The organism is Micromonospora sp. CA-269861, assembly GCF_050948505.1.
Lineage (GTDB): Bacteria > Actinomycetota > Actinomycetes > Mycobacteriales > Micromonosporaceae > Micromonospora.
Genome location: NZ_CP192014.1, coordinates 5,392,402 through 5,408,054 on the forward strand (window position 1 = coordinate 5,392,402; position 15,653 = coordinate 5,408,054).

Sequence of the window (15,653 nt, forward strand, 5' to 3'; positions counted from 1 at the left end):
AGGCACCCGGACGGTCAGCAGTGGCGGGCCGGCGTCAGCCCACTGGAGATCGTGTAGTCGCCCGCGGCGCGGGCCCGCACCTCGGTCCACCCGTCCGCGCCCGGTCGCAGGCAGCCGTCCGGGCCGCTCAGCGAGAGCCAGCGCGACCAGCGCACCCGGACCGGTACGTCCCCAGGCGTGGTGGTCAGCCGGACCGCGCCGCGCCCGGCGGCGACGAGGTGACCCGGGGCACCGACCAGCGGGGTCGGGTCGACCACGGCGTACATCCGCCAGGTCGGGTCACTCCAGACCTCGCGCAGGTACGGCAGGCCGGCGCGGATCAGCGCTGCCTCGTCGCGGCCCCACTTGTCGGCGGGTGCGTCCGGGGCGAGCACCACGTAGGTCACCGCCTCGTGCCGTAGCCACTGCTCGTACGTCTGCGCGCTGAGGCTGCCGTCGTAGAACAGCGCGTTACGGTCGCTGTCGACCTGGCGTTCCCAGCCCCGGGCCAGTGGCACTGTCGGCGGCAGGTACGCGGACTCCCAGTGGTCGCGCAGCGGCACCACCTCGACCCGCCCGGCCGGCTGCCGCCTGTCGAGTTCGGCGACGAGCGGTTGGTAGAAGCTCGCGGCGCTCTCCGGGGCGCCGGCCCGGGTCACGTCGCTCAGCATCACCGGGGACTGCCACCACACGGTCGCGGCGAGCAGCCCGGCCAGCCACGGCCCCGGCAACGCGGCGTACCCGGCCAGCACGGGCACTGCGAACAGCATCGGGAGTCGTAGCGCGTTGGACCCGATCGGGCTGGGCAGGTAGTACGCCCCGACCAGGAGCAGCACCGTGAGCACCGCGCCGATGCGCAGCACCCGGCGGCGACGCGGCAGCACGACCGCCACCAGCACAGCGAGCGCGACGTTGATGCGCATCGACTCGGCCGAGTACGGCTGGGTGCCGCCGTTGCCGAAGACGAACGCCATCGGGGCGAGTGTGACAGCGGGCGCCACGGCCAGGACGAACCCCTCGGCCAGTGGTCGCTCGGCCCGCCAGCCGCCGGGCAGCGGGCGGCCCGGCCCGTCACCGGTCCGCAGGGCGGCCAGCAGCAGCGCCGCGCCGGCCAGCCCGGTGAACAGGCCGGCGACCGGGCTGGCCGCCGTCGCGAGGGCGGCGCAGGCGGCGGCGAGCGTCAACCGGAGCCAGCGCGGTGGGCGTTCCGCGCTGACCGCGCAGAGCGCCAGCAGCCCGAACGCCAACCCGACCGCGAAGGTGATCCGACCACTCGCCAGGTTGCCAACCAGCACCACAGCGCCGAGGACGCCGGCCAGCAGCGGCCGGCGGGCCCGGTTGCGGGTGAACAGCCAACCCAGCGCGGCCGCGCCGACCACTGCGGCGACCGCTCCCAGCGGACGCACCCCGATCAGCGCGCCCAACCTGGCCGTGAAGAGGCTGTAGCCGTACTGGTTGACGCCGCCGTACCAGCCGAAGTCGACGGGCGCGGCCCCGAACCGTTCGGTGAACCCGGCACGGGCGACCTGAGCGGCGAGGTCGGTGCCCATCGGCGGCGCGAGCAGGAACGCGACGGCGAGCACCACAGCGGCCCCGGTCGCCGCCGCCCAGCCGGTGCCCGCGATGCGCCGCCCGGTGGGGCGCGGCGACGCGTCAGGCATCGAGGACCCGTGCGGCAGCGGCGCGGGAGCGGCGGCCGGTGCGCAGGTACTCGTCGAGAAACTCCCCCGGGTCGTCGCGGCCGAGCAGTCTGGCCACGCCGGCCAACTCGACGCCGTGCCGGGGCAACTGGTCGCCGGCCCGACCCCGGACCAGCATCAACGCGTTGCGGACCTGCGCGGCCAGGGCCCAACCGGCGGCCATCTCCGCGGCGTCCGTCGGGTCGATCAGGCCGGCCCGCTCGGCCGCCGCGAGGGCGTCGAGGGTACGCGTGCCGCGCAGCGCCGGATTCGCGCCGGCGTGCCGGAGCTGAACGAGTTGGACGGCCCACTCCACGTCGGCGAGCCCCCCGCGACCGAGCTTGGTGTGGGTGGCCGGGTCGGCGCCCCGGGGCAGCCGCTCCGTCTCCACCCGGGCCTTGATCCGCCGGATCTCGACGACCTGCTCGCGGGTCAGCCCGTCGGCCGGGTAGCGCACCGGATCGACCATCGCCTCGAACTCGGCGCCCAGGTCGGCGTCACCACAGACGAACCGGGCGCGCAGCAGTGCCTGCGCCTCCCACACCCGCGACCAGCGGGCGTAGTACTGCGCGTACGCGGCGAGGCTGCGTACCAGCGGACCCTGGCGGCCCTCCGGCCGCAGGTCGGCGTCGACGCCCAGCGGCGGGTCGGGGGCGGGTACGCCGAGCAGGCGGCGCAGTTCCTCGGCGACGGCGTGCGCGGCGGCGCTGGCGGCGCTCTCGCTGCTGCCCGGCGGCGGGTCGTAGACGAAGAGGACGTCGGCGTCGGAGAGGTAGTTCGACTCGTACCCGCCGAGCCGGCCCATGCCGATCACCGCGAACCGCAGCCCCTCCGGTGCCGGCTGGCTGGCCTGGGCGGCCCGCAACGCGGCGGCCAGGGTGGCGTCGGTGACGTCGGCGAGGGCCGTACCGACAGCGGTGATGTCGGACAGCCCGACGGCCGGCCGGTTCGCGCCGTCCGGCCGGGTGGGGCTGGGTGCGAGCGCGCCCGCCCGGCAGAGCACGTCGGCGCAGGCCACCCGGACCAGCTCGCGACGCCGCAGCGCGCGCACCGCGCTGGTGGCCTCGACCGGGTCGGTGTGCCGGGCCGCCGCCGCGAGGAACCCCTCCCGCAGCACCTCCGGCGGGCGTGGCGCCAGCTCGTTCTCCTCGGCCAGCAGCCGCAGCGCCTCCGGGTCACGGGCGAGCAGGTCGGCGACGTACCGGGACAGGGCGAGGACCCGGGCCAGTCTCCGGGCGACCGGGCCGCCGTCGCGCAGCAGCCGCAGGTACCAGGGGGTGCTGCCCAGCTTGTCGGAGACCTTCCGGTAGTTGAGCAGCCCCCGGTCCGGCTCCGGCGCGTCGGCGAACTCGCTGAGCAGCACCGGCAGCAACGTGCGCTGGATGGCCGCCGTGCGGCTCACCCCGCCGGTGAGCGCCTGGAGGTGGCGCAACGCCCCGGCCGGGTCGGCGAAGCCGAGGATCTCCAGGCGGTTCCTGGCCGCCTCCGGGGTGAGTCGCAGCCCGTCGGCCGGCACCCGGGCCACCGACTCCAGCAGCGGCCGGTAGAGCAGTTTGGCGTGCAGCCGGCGTACCTCGGTGGCGTGGGTGACCCACTCGGCCCGGAAGCTCTCCACGGCGCTGCGCCCCGGCGCGGCAGTGAAACCCAGCGCGGCGGCCAGCCAGCGCAGCGCGCCCGGCTCGGCGGGCACGGTGTGCGTACGACGCAGGCCCTGGAGTTGCAGCCGGTGCTCGACGCTGCGCAGGAAGCGGTAGCCGCGCAGCAGGGCCTCGCCGTCGGCCCGACCGACGTAGCCGCCGGCGACGAGCGCGCGCAACGCCGGGATGGTGCCGGGCGGGCGCAGCGTCTCGTCGCCGCGACCGTGCACGAGTTGCAGCAACTGGACGGCGAACTCGATGTCGCGCAGCCCGCCGGGACCGCGCTTGATCTCGCGCTCCAGCTCCTTCGGGGGGATGTGGTCGATGATCCGGCGGCGCATGGCGCGGACGTCCTCGACCGCCTCGGGCCGCTCGGCCGCCCGCCAGACCAGCGGCGCGAGCTGGTCGATCCACTCCTGGGCCAGTGGCAGGTCACCCGCGGCCGGACGGGCCTTGAGCAGCGCCTGGAACTCCCAGGTACGCGCCCACCGCCGGTAGTAGGCCAGGTGGCTGGCGAGGGTCCGCACCAGCGGGCCCCGGCTGCCCTCGGGGCGCAGCGCGGCGTCCACCGGCCAGGCGACCAGCCCGCAGATGTAGATCAGCCGGGTCGCCACCAGGGTCGCGGCGGACAGGTCGGCGTCCTCGGCGGCCACGAAGATGACGTCCACGTCGGAGACGTAGTTCAGCTCACCGCCGCCGCACTTGCCCATCGCCACGACCGCCAGCCGGGGCCGCTCGGTGCCCTCCGCCAGCTCCGCGACCGCGATCTCGTACGCCGCGGACAGCGTCGCGTCGGCCAGCGCGGAGAGCGCGGCCATCGTCTGCTCCAGGCCGCGACCGCCGGTCAGGTCGGCCGCCGCGATCCGCAACAACGCCAACCGGTACGCGGTCCGCAGCGCCGCCACCGCGTTGCCGCCGTCGGCCGGCTCCAGCAGCCCCTCGGCGGCCGGGGCGAGCCCGTCCGGGGCGGTCCGCAGCGCCTGGTGGTGCTCGGGGTGGGCCACCAGGTGGTCGCCGAGCGCCGCCGACGCGCCGAGCACCGCGATCAGTCGCCGCCGCAGTCCGGGGTCGTTGTGCACGTCCGCGAGCAGCGGCGATCCGGCGCTGCTTTCAGCGCTGCCCTCGGTAGCGCGGCTTTCGGCCTCCACGATGCGGTGCAACTGGCGCAGCGCCAGGTCCGGGTCGGCGGCCCGGGACAGCGCGGCGAGCAGCTCCGCGGCGGCCTCGTCGACCGGCTCCTGCTCGACCGGCCGCCACAGCCGCAGCCCCTCCGGGCCGAGCAGGTCCGCGGCGCGCGCGCCGCCGTCGCCATCGGCGGTGCCGAAGCCGTACCGGGCGAGCCGGCCCGGTGCCCTGGTCGGCCGGCTCATCAGTGCCCGAGCAACGGCAGACCGCGCCGCGTCGTGCTGTCGTCCAGCTCGCCGAGGGCCAGCGCGGCGAACCGGGCGGCGAACGGTTGCCAGACCTCCTCGACGTCGGCCAGCACCGAGGCGCAGGCCGCGACCACCAGCTCCGGGTCGTAGCCCAGCTCGGCGAGTTGGGCCGAGTCGGTGGCCCAGTCAGCGATCATCGCGGCGTCGCACTCGATGTGGAACTGCAACCCCCACGCCCGGTCACCGAGCCGGAACGCCTGATGCGGATAGCGGGTGGAGGCGGCCAGCAGGGTCGCGCCCCGAGGCAGCTCGGTGATCTCGTCGGAGTGCCACTGGAGCACGTCCGGGATCAATGGCACGTACCGGAACAACGGGTCACCCTCGGCGGCGTCGCGCCGGCCGACCACGCCGGGGCCGATCTCCGGCCCGGAGGGGCTGCGCTCCACCAGGCCGGCGTGCGCGGTGGCGAGCAGTTGCGCGCCCAGGCAGACCGCCAGGGTCGGCACCCGGTACCGGACCGCCTTGCGCAGCAGGCCCTCCACCGCGGGAAACCACTGCGCTCCGGGCGAGCCGTCCGGCAACGGGTACGCCTGTTGGTCGCCGCCGAGCACCACAAGCGCCGCATACCCCTCCAGGTCGGCGGGGAGCTCGTCGCCGGCGTGCGGGCGAACCACCCACAGCTCCAGCCCAGCCTCGGTCAGCCACTCGCCCAGCCGGCGCGCGTCGTCCGTCGGGTCGTTCTCGATCACCAGCGCGGTTGCCACCCGTCGAGGCTAGCCGGTACGCCGCACGACGCCACGCCCCGGCACATGATGGCGCTGAGCGGACCTGTCGCGGCTCAGCTGACCCGCAGCGCGTCGATCAACCGGGACAGCGCCACCTGGGTGGCGGCCAGGTCGGCCGGGTCTGTCGATCCGGCCAGCCAGAGTGCCGCCTCGTTCATCGCGCCGGAGAGCAGGTGGGACAGGGGCGCCACCGGCTGCGGGGCGATCATGCCCGCCGCGATGAGGTCGGCGAGCGCGTCGGCCAGGTGCCGACCCGAGGCGGCCTCGTCCAGGGCCCGCCACTCGTGCCAGCCGAGCACAGCGGGCCCGTCGATCAGCATGATCCGTTGGAACTCAGGGTCGGCGCTGGCCGTGAGGAACGCCTGGCAGCCGGCGGTGAGCCGGGACCAGGGGTCCGGTTGGGCGTCGGCGATGGCGGCGACCCGGTCCCCCACCTCCTGCTGCACCTGGGTCAGCACCGCCTGGAACAGCTCGACCTTGCTCGCGAAGTGGTGGTAGAGAGCGCCCTTGGTCACCCCGGCGGCGCTCACGATCTCGGCCAGGCCGACCCCCTGATAGCCGCGGGTGGCGAAGAGTTGCCGGCTCCGCAGCAACAGGGACCGCCGGGTCTGCTCCCGCTGTTCCTCGCGCACTCCCTGACTCATCACGCCCCCAATTGACATACCAACGGTATGCGAAATACGGTAGTTGACATACCGACGGTACGCGAAGGAGCCCAGATGAATCTCACCAGCTTCTATCCGGTCATCTGCACGACCAGGTTGGCCGAGTGCCGCGACTTCTATCAGCACTTCCTCGGGTTCGAGACGACCTTCGAGGCGGACTGGTACGTGAGCCTGCGCCGCCCCGGCCCTCCGGCGTACGAACTGGCGCTGCTCGACCACCGGCACCCGACGGTCCCGGCGGCCTACCGGAAGCCGGTGCAGGGGCTGCTGCTGAACCTTGAGGTCACCGACGTCGACGCGGAGTGGGAGCGGCTGGTCGTCCACGGCGGGCTCCACCCGGAGCTGACGCTGCGCGACGAGGACTTCGGGCAGCGACACTTCATCCTCGCCGACCCCGCGGGCGTTCTGATCGACGTGATCACACCCATTCCGCCGGCACCGGACTGGGCCGAGCGGTACACCGACCAGTGACTCGCCAGCGAGGCTAAGCTCTGCCGCTGTGCCCGTAAGCTCTGCCGCCGCGCCCGACCACCGCGAGGCAACCGCCGTCGTACGCCCGCCCGTGCTGCGCCCGGGTGACACGGTGCTGCTGGTGTCGCCGTCTGGGCCGACCTCGCCGGAGCGGGTGGCCCGGGGCATGGAGTTGCTCACCGGCTGGGGCCTGCGCCCGGTGCCCGCACCGAACGCGTACGCCCGCCACGGCTACCTCGCCGGCACCGACGACCTGCGCGCCGCCGACCTGAACGCGGCCTTCGCCGACCCGCACGTACGCGGGGTGATCTGCACTCGCGGCGGCTACGGCGCCCAACGGATCGTGGACGCCATCGACATGGCCGCCGTCCGCCGCGATCCGAAGGTGGTGGCCGGCTTCTCGGACATCACCGCCCTGCAGTTCGCGCTGTGGCGGGGCGCCCGGCTGGCCGGGGTGCACGGCCCCGGGGCGGCCTGGCGCGACGAGCGGACGCCGCTGCGCTCCGCCGAGTCCCTGCACGCGGCGCTGATGACCACCGAACCGGTGTCGATCAGCGCGGTCCCCACCGAGGAGACCTTCGGCGTACGCGTCCCGGGTCGCGCCACCGGCACCCTGCTCGGCGGCAACCTGTGCATGATCACCGCGTCGATCGGCACACCTGACCTGCCCGACCTGACCGGCGCGGTGCTGTTGATCGAGGACGTGCAGGAGCCCCCGTACAAGGTCGACCGGATGCTCACCCACCTGCGCCGGGCCGGCGCGCTGGACGGACTGGCCGGGGTGGCGGTCGGGCAGTTCACCGACTGCGGCGACGGCTGGGACACCACGATCGTCGACGTACTCAGCGAACGCCTCGGCGACCTGGGCGTACCTGTCCTCGGCGGCCTCCCCATCGGCCACGGCCCCAACCAACTGACAGTCCCCATCGGCACAACCGCAACCCTCGACACCACCACCGCCACCCTCACCGCAACCCCCGCAGTCCAGTAACGCTCCGGGCACCGTTGATCATGAAGTTGTTGTCACTTGCCACGGCGTGTCGCGGCAATAACTTCATGATCGTCGCGGGTTAGTGGGGTGGGGGGTCAGGGGTGGGTGGGGTGAGGTGGGCTATTGCGCCTTTTTCCAGGGCTGCCCAGATGCCGGTGGGGGTGAGGGTGATGCCGTGGGGTTCGGCGTCGGGGGTGGGTAGGGCGTGGCCGTCGATCCGCCCAGCGGGATCGATGTGACCGATCCGGTTGGCACCCCACTCGGTGAACCACGCCCCGCCGTCCGGGTCGGCCACGATCGCGTGCGGACGGGCCTCCCGGTCCGGCAGCGGAAACTCGACGATCTCGCCATCCCTGTCGATCCGACCGATTTGCCCGGCGGCGATCTCCACGAACCAGATGACGCCGTCGTCGCCGCGGGCGATGCCGACCGGGCCCGCCTGCGCGGTGGGCAACGGGTGGAGCGTCACCCTGCCGTCGAGGTCGATCCGGCCTATCGCGTTCGCCTGGTTGAGGGTGAACCAGAGAGCCTGGTCCGCACCAGCAGTGATCATCGAGGCGAATCCGCCGGTCACCGGCAGCGGGAACGCGCTGTGGGTGCCGTCGGTCTCGACCCGGCCGATCGTGTCGGAGGTCATCCCGGCGTACCAGAGCGCACCATCGGGCCCGGACGCTATGCCGCCCGGCCCGGTGCCGGCCGGCAGGGCGATGGTGCGCTGCTCGCCGTCGACCGTGATCCGACCGATCCGGTCGTCCCCCGAGCGGGTGAACCAGAGCGCCCCGTCCGACCCGGTCGTGATGATCAACGGGCGACCGCCGGCCGGATCCAGCGGGTAGGTGCGGACCTCGCCGTCGGGCGACAGACGGGCGATCCCGCCGGCATGGGCCAGCGTCAGCCACAGCGCGCCGTCCGGGCCAGGCGTGATGCCGTACGGCCCGGCGCCCGGCTCGACGAGTGGAATCTCCCGAATCTCGACGGTCATGCCGCAGTGTCCTTCCGTCGGTGGATCGTCCACCCTGACCGCTCAGCCAGCGACCACACAACCGATTTCGCCTGCCGTCGGCCAGGATTATCAGCTCGCTGACAGGGTCGCCACGGCTTCCGCCCAGACTGCCCGGTCACTGTCGGTGACGACAGCGCACGATGACCGAACCTCTGGAGGACAGCATGTCCCGCACCATCCGTAGGAAGCACCTGCTGGCCGGCCTGGCCACCGCCGGCGTCCTCGGCGTCGGGATCGCGGCCCCGACGATCGCGTTCGCCGCCGACACTCCGACCCCGGCACCCAGCGCCAGCTCGGCTCCCGACGCGGCTCCGGGCACTGCTCCCGGCGCGAAGGCTGACCGGCAGGGCAAGTTCGCCGAGGAGCTCGCCAAGGAGTTGGGCGTGCCCACCGACAAGGTGACCGCCGCACTGGAGAAGATCCGCGAGCAGCACCGCCCGGCCGACCGCCCGCAGCGCCCGTCAACCGAGGACCGGCAGGCCGCGCTGAAGCAGCGCCTGGACCAGGCCGTCAAGGACGGCAAGCTCACCCAGGAGCAGGCCGACGCCATCACCAAGGCCGTCGAGGCCGGCGTCTTCCCCGGCCCGGGCGGCCACCGCGGTCCAGGCGGCCACGCAGGCATGCCCGGCAAGTAGTCCGACAGGCCCGGCCCCGGCAAGCACTGGCAGGGCTGGGGCCGGCCCTGGCAGGCAGTGGCAGGGCTAGGGCCAGCCCCGGCAGGCACTGGCAGGCTGGGGCCGGCCCCGGCAGGCACTGGCAGGCCGGGGCCGGCCCCGCGGCTTGATCGACTCGGCTTCCGTGACGTCGCGGTATCCGACGCGCTCGGACACCCCGACATCATGAAAGTCGAGTCGATCACCGGCCCGGCGCTGGACAGCGTCAGGGCTGCGAGGGCGGGGGCGTGAAGACGCCCAGGTGATTGCCCGCCGGGTCGAGTAGGTGGGCCAACGTGAGACCACTCGGTGCCGTACGCGCCGGCACCAGCACCCGACCTCCGGCCGCTTCGGCCTGACGGCAGGTCTCCCCGACGTCGGCGACTTCGGCATAGAAGATCGCGTAGTTCGGTGACGCCCCGTCGATCGCCCGGATCGCCCCGCCGATCCCGCTGTCGCCGCCGGCCCCGGTCACGCGGTAGGACCCACCGCCGGTCGAGCCCTGCTCCTCGAAGGTCCAGCCGAACAGCTCTCCGTAGAACCGCTCCGCATCCTCGGGCCGGTCGGTGCCGATCTCGAACCAGGTGATGGGCGTCGTGGACCTGGACATCTACTGCCTCCAGAGTTTCCGTGCCGGCCGTTCGGCCGTCGTCTGGAGCAGTCTCGGGGCCGTTCGCGACAACGTCCTGTCGGTGTTTCCGGATCACTCCGGCGGGGTTCTGCACCGACACTGCCACCCGAGGCCGTTGGATCTCAGACCAGGCTCAGCGGGCGGACCCGTTCGTGCGGGATGTCGAGGTCGGTCAGGCGTAGCTCCCGGGCCACCACGTCGGGCAGCGCCCAGACGCTCCGGATCCGGTCGGTACGGAAGCACCGCAGCTCGTCGCGCAGACGGCACCAGGCCACCAGGTACCAGTGTCGGGGGTTGCCGAGGTAGCCGAGTGGCTCGACGTCGCGGGTCGAGTCGGCGCCGGAGCGGTCGGCGTACCGGATGCGCAGCACCCGCCGCGCGGCGACCGCGTTGGCGACGGTGGCCGGGACGGGTGTGGCCGGCCCGTCGCCGATCAGGTGCACCCGGCCGGCGAGCCGGTGTGCCTCGGCGGCGTCGGCGGCCGGCAGCACCGCCACCAGCTTGCGCAGCGCGGTGGCGGCCGGCCCGGCGAACGGTGTGCCGGCGAGCCGGTGCAGCGCCACGGCCATGGCCACCGCCTCGGCGGCGGTCAGGTTGACCGGCGGCAGGGTGTGGGCGCGGTCCAGGACGTAGCCGCCGGTGCGACCGGGCTCGGCCCAGATCGGCACCCCGGCCTGCTGCAACGCGCCGAGGTCCCGTTCGATGGTCCGGCTGCTCACCTCGAAGCGCGCGGCCAGCCAGCGGGCGCTGCGCGGGCGTGGTGACACCGCCCGCAGCTCCTCGACCAGCGCGTAGAGGCGATCCGTGCGGTTCATGCCCGGCACGCTACGACCGGGGTACGACGCCCTCCGGCGACCGCTCGCACTGCGGCGCGGGCAGCAGCCTCAGGCGATGCAGGCGCAGACGATCAGCGCGGCTCCGAAGTGGGTGGCGGCGCTGACCCGGGCGGCCGGGTGCGGCTCGGGCGAGCAGATGACCTCGCCGAGCTTGCCGGGGGTGAGCAGGTCCAGCACCACGAAGGCCAACGCCATGATCGCCAACCCGACCAGCCCGAAGACCACGGTGGAGGCGAGCCCCTTGCCGAAGTCGCTGTAGCTGGTGAGGATCGCGGTGAAGACGATCCCGGCGATGCCGAGCTGGTTGGCGGCGAGCAGCAACCCCGCGTTGGCGTTGCGCTCGACCCAGATCAGGTCTCGTAGCCGGCCCGGGGTGAGCAGGTCGACGAGCCCGAAGCCGGCGGCCATGAGCCCGACGCCGACGAGCCCGAACACGACGCTCTGCCAGGCACCGCTGAGCAGATCCTCCAGCACCGACTTGCCTCCCGACTCTCCGCCCGGAGGGGTACCGGCGCGGTGATCGAGACGATAGCGCCAGCGCGCAATCGCGTCAGCCCCTGCGACTACAGCGCCAGGTAGCGCTGCCGCTCGTACGGGGTGACCTCGCGGCGGTACTGCTCCCACTCGGCCCGCTTGTTGCGCAGGAAGAAGTCGAAGACGTGCTCGCCGAGCACCTCGGCGACCAGCTCGGAGCCGGCCATCACGTCGATCGCCTCGGCGAGGTTCTCCGGCAGCGCTTCGTAGCCCATGGCGCGTCGCTCCGCGCTGGTCAGCGACCAGACGTCGTCCTCGGCGCCCGGCGGCAGCTCGTAGCCCTCCTCGATGCCCTTCAGGCCGGCGCCGAGCAGCACCGCGAAGGCGAGGTACGGGTTGGCCGCCGAGTCCAGGGAGCGGACCTCGACCCGGGCCGAGTTGGGCTTGCCGTACGCGGGAACCCGGACCAGAGCGGACCGGTTGAGGTGACCCCAGCAGACGTACGCGGGGCTCTCGGTGATCCGGTCCGGCAGGTGCTGCGGGAAGAGCCGCTTGTACGAGTTGACCCACTGGTTGGTGACCGCCGTGTACTCCCGGGCGTGCACCAGCAGGCCGGCGATGAACGACTTCGCCACCTTGGACAGCTTCATCGGGTCGCCGCTGTCGTGGAAGGCGTTGCGCTCCCCCTCGAACAGCGACAGGTGGGTGTGCATCCCGCTGCCCGGCTGGTCGGTGAACGGCTTCGGCATGAAGCTGGCCTGCACACCCGTGGAGAGCGCGACCTCCTTGACCACGTGCCGGAAGGTCATGATGTTGTCGGCGGTGGTCAGCGCGTCGGCGTAGCGCAGGTCGATCTCCTGCTGGCCGGGCGCGACCTCGTGGTGGCTGAACTCCACCGAGATGCCGATCCGTTCCAGCGCCAGCACGCCCTGGCGGCGGAAGTCCCGGGCCACGGCGTGGGTGGTGTGCTCGAAGTAGCCGCCGGTGTCGACAGGGGTGGGCACCGAGCCGTCCTGCGGACCGTTCTCCAGCAGGAAGAACTCGATCTCGGGGTGGGTGTAGAAGGTGAAGCCCTTCTCGGCTGCCTTGGACAGCGCGCGGCGCAGCACGTGCCGGGGGTCGGCCCAGGACGGCCCGCCGTCGGGCAGCAGGATGTCGCAGAACATCCGGGCGCTCTCGCCGCTGACCCCGCCTTCGAAGGGGAAGACCTGGAAGGTGGTCGGGTCGGGCATGGCCACCATGTCCGATTCGAAGACCCGGGCGAAGCCCTCGATCGCCGAGCCGTCGAAGCCGATGCCCTCCTCGAAGGCCGCCTCCAGCTCGGCGGGTGCCACCGAAACGCTCTTGAGCGTGCCCAGAACGTCGGTGAACCACAGCCGGACGAACCGGATGTCCCGCTCTTCCAGCGTGCGGAGGACGAACTCCTGCTGACGGTCCACTTCCCCAACCCCTCGCGACACTCTTTTGTCCGCCTTGGTCGGGCTGCACCCGACCTGATCGCCCAGTGTTCCCGGGCCTGGTTACGCAGACGTTACGCGAACTGCCGCCGGCCGTCCCCTCGTGTCCCGCCCGGCGAGCGCCGGCCCTGGCGGGTGGCGGCAATCTCGTCCGAGGCTACGGATGGACGTGCGGGGGCTGGGGCAAGATGAGGACATGCCCACCCTGCGTCTCGCCCTGTCCCAGGTCAACCCGAGCGTCGGCGACCTCGCCGGAAACGCTGACCTGGTCCGCAGCTGGACTCGCCAGGCCTCCGATGCCGGTGCCCAGCTGGTGCTCTTCCCGGAGATGATGCTGACCGGCTATCCGGTCGAGGACCTGGTCTTCCGGCGTTCCTTCGTCGCCGCGTCCCGGGCCGCCGTGGAGCGGCTGGCCGCCGACCTGGCCGCCGACGGTCTCGGCGAGGTGCCGGTCGTGGTCGGCTACCTGGACGCCGACGGGCCGCCGCAGGTCAGCGGGGACGCCGAACCGGGCCGAGGTGCCCGCAACGCCGCCGCGCTGCTGCACCGGGGCGTCGTGGCCGCCCGCTACTTCAAGCACCACCTGCCCAACTACGGGGTCTTCGACGAGGACCGGTACTTCGTCTCCGGTGACGCGCTGACGGTGGTGCGGATCGGCGGCGTGGACGTCGCGCTGACCATCTGCGAGGACCTGTGGCAGGCCGGCGGTCCGTTCGCCGCCGCCCGGCGGGCCGGCGTCGGGCTGGTCGTCAACATCAACGGCTCGCCGTACGAGCTGAACAAGGACGACATCCGGCTGCCGCTGGTGCGCCGCCGGGCCGCCGAGGCGGGCGCCGCCATCGCGTACGTCAACATGACCGGCGGCCAGGACGAGCTGGTCTTCGAGGGCGACTCGATGATCGTGAGCGCCGACGGTGAGTTGCTCACCCGGGCCCCGCAGTTCGTCGAACACCTGCTCGTGCACGACGTCGAGGTGCCGGCCTCGGCCACCCCGCCGACCACCGAGACGGTGGCGGACGGCATGCGGATCGTCTACAGCACGGTGGACGGCATTCCGCCCACGCCGTCCGGCCCGGCCGCCACCGGCGGGCTGATCGAGCCGGTGGCCGACGAGGCGGAGGTGTGGCAGGCGCTGGTGCTGGGTCTGCGCGACTACGTCAACAAGAACCGGTTCCCGTCGGTGGTGCTCGGTCTCTCCGGCGGCATCGACTCGGCGGTGGTGGCCGCGCTCGCCGTCGACGCTCTGGGCCCGGACCGGGTGGTCGGGGTGTCGCTGCCCAGCCAGCACTCCTCGGAGCACTCCCGGGAGGACGCCGCCGACCTGGCCAAGCGCACCGGCCTGGACTACCGCGTCGAGCCGATCCAGCCGATGGTCGACGGCTTCCTGGCCAACCTGTCACTGTCCGGCGTGGCAGTGGAGAACCTGCAGGCCCGGGTCCGTGGCGTGATCCTGATGGCGCTGTCGAACCAGGAGGGCCACCTGGTGCTGACCACCGGCAACAAGAGTGAGCTGGCGGTCGGCTACTCCACCCTGTACGGCGACTCGGTGGGCGGCTTCAACCCGGTCAAGGACGTCTGGAAGACGCTGATCTGGCGGCTCGCGAAGTGGCGCAACAGGGACGCGGCCCGGCGCGGTGAGACCGCCCCGATCCCGGAGAACTCGATCGGCAAGCCGCCGAGCGCCGAGCTGAGCCCGGGCCAGCTCGACAGCGACAGCCTGCCCGACTACGACGTCCTGGACCCGATCCTGATCGGCTACGTCGACGGCGACCTCGGCCGCGACGGGCTCATCGAGTCGGGCCACGACCCGGCGATCGTGGACAAGGTGCTGCGGCTGGTGGATACCGCCGAGTACAAGCGACGGCAGTCGGCGCCGGGCACGAAGATCTCCATGAAGGCGTTCGGTCGGGACCGCCGTCTGCCGATCACCAACAGGTGGCGCGAGCACGGCTGAGCCGTACTCCTGGGGGTGCCGGGTCGGTGGCGCGGCCCGGCGCCGCCGAGCGGTGACCTCGCGGCGCGGTCCCGGGCGGCCGCGCGGCCTCAGCGGGGCGGCCCCGCGCTGGTGGAGTGACATCTTGCACTGGGCCCTGCCGTCATCCCGTCTCGCGGTGCGACGATCGCGACAGAACCCGGGGACCGCGCAGGCGGCCTCGAGGAAGGGAGACAGAGATGGTGGAGTCCACTGGACCCGAGGTGACCGCGTTGTACGGCGGCCCGGCCACCCGACGGGTCCGCACCCGCGACCTGCTCGCCGCCAAGGAGCGCGGCGAGCGGTGGCCGATGCTCACCTCGTACGACCAGTACACGGCGTCGATCTTCGACCAGGCAGGTGTCCCGGTGCTGCTGGTCGGCGACTCGGCCGCCAACAACGTGTTCGGCTACGAGACGACCCTGCCGATCACCGCCGACGAGCTGCTTCCGCTGGTCCGGGCCGTGGTGCGGGCGACCCGGCAGGCACTGGTCGTCGGTGACCTGCCGTTCGGCTCGTACGAGGAGGGTCCGGCCCAGGCGCTGCGGACCGCCGTCCGGTTCATGAAGGAGGGTGGCTGTCACGCGGTGAAGTTGGAGGGTGGCCGTCGCAACGCCGCGCAGATCGCCGCGATCGTCGGCGCGGGCATTCCGGTGATGGCGCACATCGGCTTCACGCCGCAGAGCGAGCACACCCTGGGCGGCTACCGCGTGCAGGGTCGGGGCGACGCCGCCGACGAGGTGCTGGCCGACGCGCGGGCGGTGGCGGAGGCGGGCGCGTTCGCTGTGGTGCTGGAGATGGTGCCCGGCGAGGTGGCCAAGCGGATCACCCACGAACTGCCGATCCCCACGGTGGGCATCGGCGCTGGCCCGGACACCGACGCGCAGGTGCTGGTCTGGCAGGACATGGCCGGGCTGCGGACCGGTAAGGCCCCCCGCTTCGTCAAGCGGTACGCGGACCTGGCCGGGGCTCTCACCGACGCCACCCGCCGTTTCGCCGACGAGGTCCGCGGCGGCGAGTTCCCCGCCGCCGAACACACCTTCTAGC

At 73.0% G+C, this 15,653-nt stretch carries 14 protein-coding genes; 5 read left to right on the forward strand and 9 right to left on the reverse strand.

The annotated features are described in order from the left end of the window. Positions 1-14 precede the first annotated feature (14 nt). From ACQP0U_RS24570 to ACQP0U_RS24585, 4 genes are all read right to left on the reverse strand, one after another. Entirely contained in the window at positions 15-1,640 is a 1,626-nt protein-coding gene (locus ACQP0U_RS24570; protein WP_433311272.1) for a hypothetical protein, read from the reverse strand. After that, positions 1,633-4,665, reverse strand: coding sequence for a bifunctional [glutamine synthetase] adenylyltransferase/[glutamine synthetase]-adenylyl-L-tyrosine phosphorylase (locus tag ACQP0U_RS24575; protein ID WP_433311275.1), 3,033 nt, complete (start codon positions 4,663-4,665; stop codon positions 1,633-1,635). Before ACQP0U_RS24575 ends, ACQP0U_RS24570 begins: the two co-directional genes overlap by 8 nt. Continuing rightward, complete coding sequence (locus ACQP0U_RS24580; protein ID WP_433311278.1) at positions 4,665-5,432, reverse strand: type 1 glutamine amidotransferase; 768 nt, start codon at positions 5,430-5,432, stop codon at positions 4,665-4,667. The genes ACQP0U_RS24575 and ACQP0U_RS24580 overlap by 1 nt, the downstream gene beginning before the upstream one ends. Positions 5,433-5,506: 74 nt before the next feature. Further along, positions 5,507-6,097 carry a TetR/AcrR family transcriptional regulator gene (locus ACQP0U_RS24585; protein WP_433311280.1) on the reverse strand — a complete coding sequence of 197 codons (591 nt, stop codon included), beginning with the start codon at positions 6,095-6,097 and terminating at the stop codon, positions 5,507-5,509. A 75-nt stretch (positions 6,098-6,172) separates the two neighbouring features. Between ACQP0U_RS24585 and ACQP0U_RS24590 the strand changes: the two genes are divergently transcribed. Both ACQP0U_RS24590 and ACQP0U_RS24595 read left to right on the forward strand, forming a co-directional pair. Then, positions 6,173-6,589, forward strand: coding sequence for a VOC family protein (locus ACQP0U_RS24590; RefSeq protein ID WP_433311283.1), 417 nt, complete (start codon positions 6,173-6,175; stop codon positions 6,587-6,589). 28 nt (positions 6,590-6,617) lie between these two features. Further along, positions 6,618-7,580 carry a S66 peptidase family protein gene (locus ACQP0U_RS24595; protein ID WP_433311286.1) on the forward strand — a complete coding sequence of 321 codons (963 nt, stop codon included), beginning with the start codon at positions 6,618-6,620 and terminating at the stop codon, positions 7,578-7,580. A 79-nt stretch (positions 7,581-7,659) separates the two neighbouring features. Here the strand turns inward: ACQP0U_RS24595 and ACQP0U_RS24600 are convergent, their stop codons facing one another. After that, positions 7,660-8,562, reverse strand: a complete 903-nt coding sequence (locus tag ACQP0U_RS24600) for a Vgb family protein (RefSeq protein ID WP_433311289.1) — start codon at positions 8,560-8,562, stop codon at positions 7,660-7,662. 185 nt (positions 8,563-8,747) lie between these two features. Between ACQP0U_RS24600 and ACQP0U_RS24605 the strand changes: the two genes are divergently transcribed. Next, positions 8,748-9,218, forward strand: coding sequence for a hypothetical protein (locus tag ACQP0U_RS24605; protein WP_433321095.1), 471 nt, complete (start codon positions 8,748-8,750; stop codon positions 9,216-9,218). Positions 9,219-9,462: 244 nt separating this feature from the next. Here ACQP0U_RS24605 and ACQP0U_RS24610 read toward each other — a convergent pair whose 3' ends face one another. The 4 genes from ACQP0U_RS24610 to glnA form a co-directional block, all read right to left on the reverse strand. After that, positions 9,463-9,846, reverse strand: a complete 384-nt coding sequence (locus tag ACQP0U_RS24610; RefSeq protein ID WP_433311292.1) for a VOC family protein — start codon at positions 9,844-9,846, stop codon at positions 9,463-9,465. 143 nt (positions 9,847-9,989) lie between these two features. Then, on the reverse strand, positions 9,990-10,682 hold the full coding sequence (locus ACQP0U_RS24615; RefSeq protein WP_433311295.1) for a helix-turn-helix transcriptional regulator: 693 nt from the start codon (positions 10,680-10,682) through the stop codon (positions 9,990-9,992). Between the two features lie 69 nt (positions 10,683-10,751). Next, entirely contained in the window at positions 10,752-11,177 is a 426-nt protein-coding gene (locus tag ACQP0U_RS24620) for a DUF350 domain-containing protein (protein ID WP_433311298.1), read from the reverse strand. 89 nt (positions 11,178-11,266) lie between these two features. After that, positions 11,267-12,616 (reverse strand): type I glutamate--ammonia ligase, encoded by a 1,350-nt coding sequence (gene glnA, locus ACQP0U_RS24625; RefSeq protein WP_091409557.1) that lies wholly within the window; start codon positions 12,614-12,616, stop codon positions 11,267-11,269. A gap of 214 nt (positions 12,617-12,830) precedes the next feature. Here glnA and ACQP0U_RS24630 point away from each other — a divergent pair, with 214 nt between their 5' ends. Beyond that, positions 12,831-14,588, forward strand: a complete 1,758-nt coding sequence (locus ACQP0U_RS24630; RefSeq protein ID WP_433311301.1) for an NAD+ synthase — start codon at positions 12,831-12,833, stop codon at positions 14,586-14,588. Positions 14,589-14,806: 218 nt separating this feature from the next. After that, the gene (panB, locus tag ACQP0U_RS24635) at positions 14,807-15,652 is read left to right on the forward strand and encodes a 3-methyl-2-oxobutanoate hydroxymethyltransferase (RefSeq protein WP_433311304.1); all 846 of its coding nucleotides are present in this window, start codon (positions 14,807-14,809) and stop codon (positions 15,650-15,652) included. Position 15,653 lies beyond the last annotated feature (1 nt).

Excerpts from the sequence above, each read along its gene's own strand:
- ACQP0U_RS24570 (WP_433311272.1), bottom strand. The coding sequence starts at position 1,640 with ATGCCTGACGCGTCGCCGCGCCCCACCGGGCGGCGCATCGCGGGCACC.
- ACQP0U_RS24575 (WP_433311275.1), bottom strand. The coding sequence starts at position 4,665 with ATGAGCCGGCCGACCAGGGCACCGGGCCGGCTCGCCCGGTACGGCTTC.
- ACQP0U_RS24585 (WP_433311280.1), bottom strand. The coding sequence starts at position 6,097 with ATGAGTCAGGGAGTGCGCGAGGAACAGCGGGAGCAGACCCGGCGGTCC.
- ACQP0U_RS24590 (WP_433311283.1), top strand. The coding sequence starts at position 6,173 with ATGAATCTCACCAGCTTCTATCCGGTCATCTGCACGACCAGGTTGGCC.
- ACQP0U_RS24600 (WP_433311289.1), bottom strand. The coding sequence starts at position 8,562 with ATGACCGTCGAGATTCGGGAGATTCCACTCGTCGAGCCGGGCGCCGGG.
- ACQP0U_RS24605 (WP_433321095.1), top strand. The coding sequence starts at position 8,748 with ATGTCCCGCACCATCCGTAGGAAGCACCTGCTGGCCGGCCTGGCCACC.
- ACQP0U_RS24610 (WP_433311292.1), bottom strand. The coding sequence starts at position 9,846 with ATGTCCAGGTCCACGACGCCCATCACCTGGTTCGAGATCGGCACCGAC.
- ACQP0U_RS24615 (WP_433311295.1), bottom strand. The coding sequence starts at position 10,682 with ATGAACCGCACGGATCGCCTCTACGCGCTGGTCGAGGAGCTGCGGGCG.
- ACQP0U_RS24630 (WP_433311301.1), top strand. The coding sequence starts at position 12,831 with ATGCCCACCCTGCGTCTCGCCCTGTCCCAGGTCAACCCGAGCGTCGGC.
- panB (WP_433311304.1), top strand. The coding sequence starts at position 14,807 with ATGGTGGAGTCCACTGGACCCGAGGTGACCGCGTTGTACGGCGGCCCG.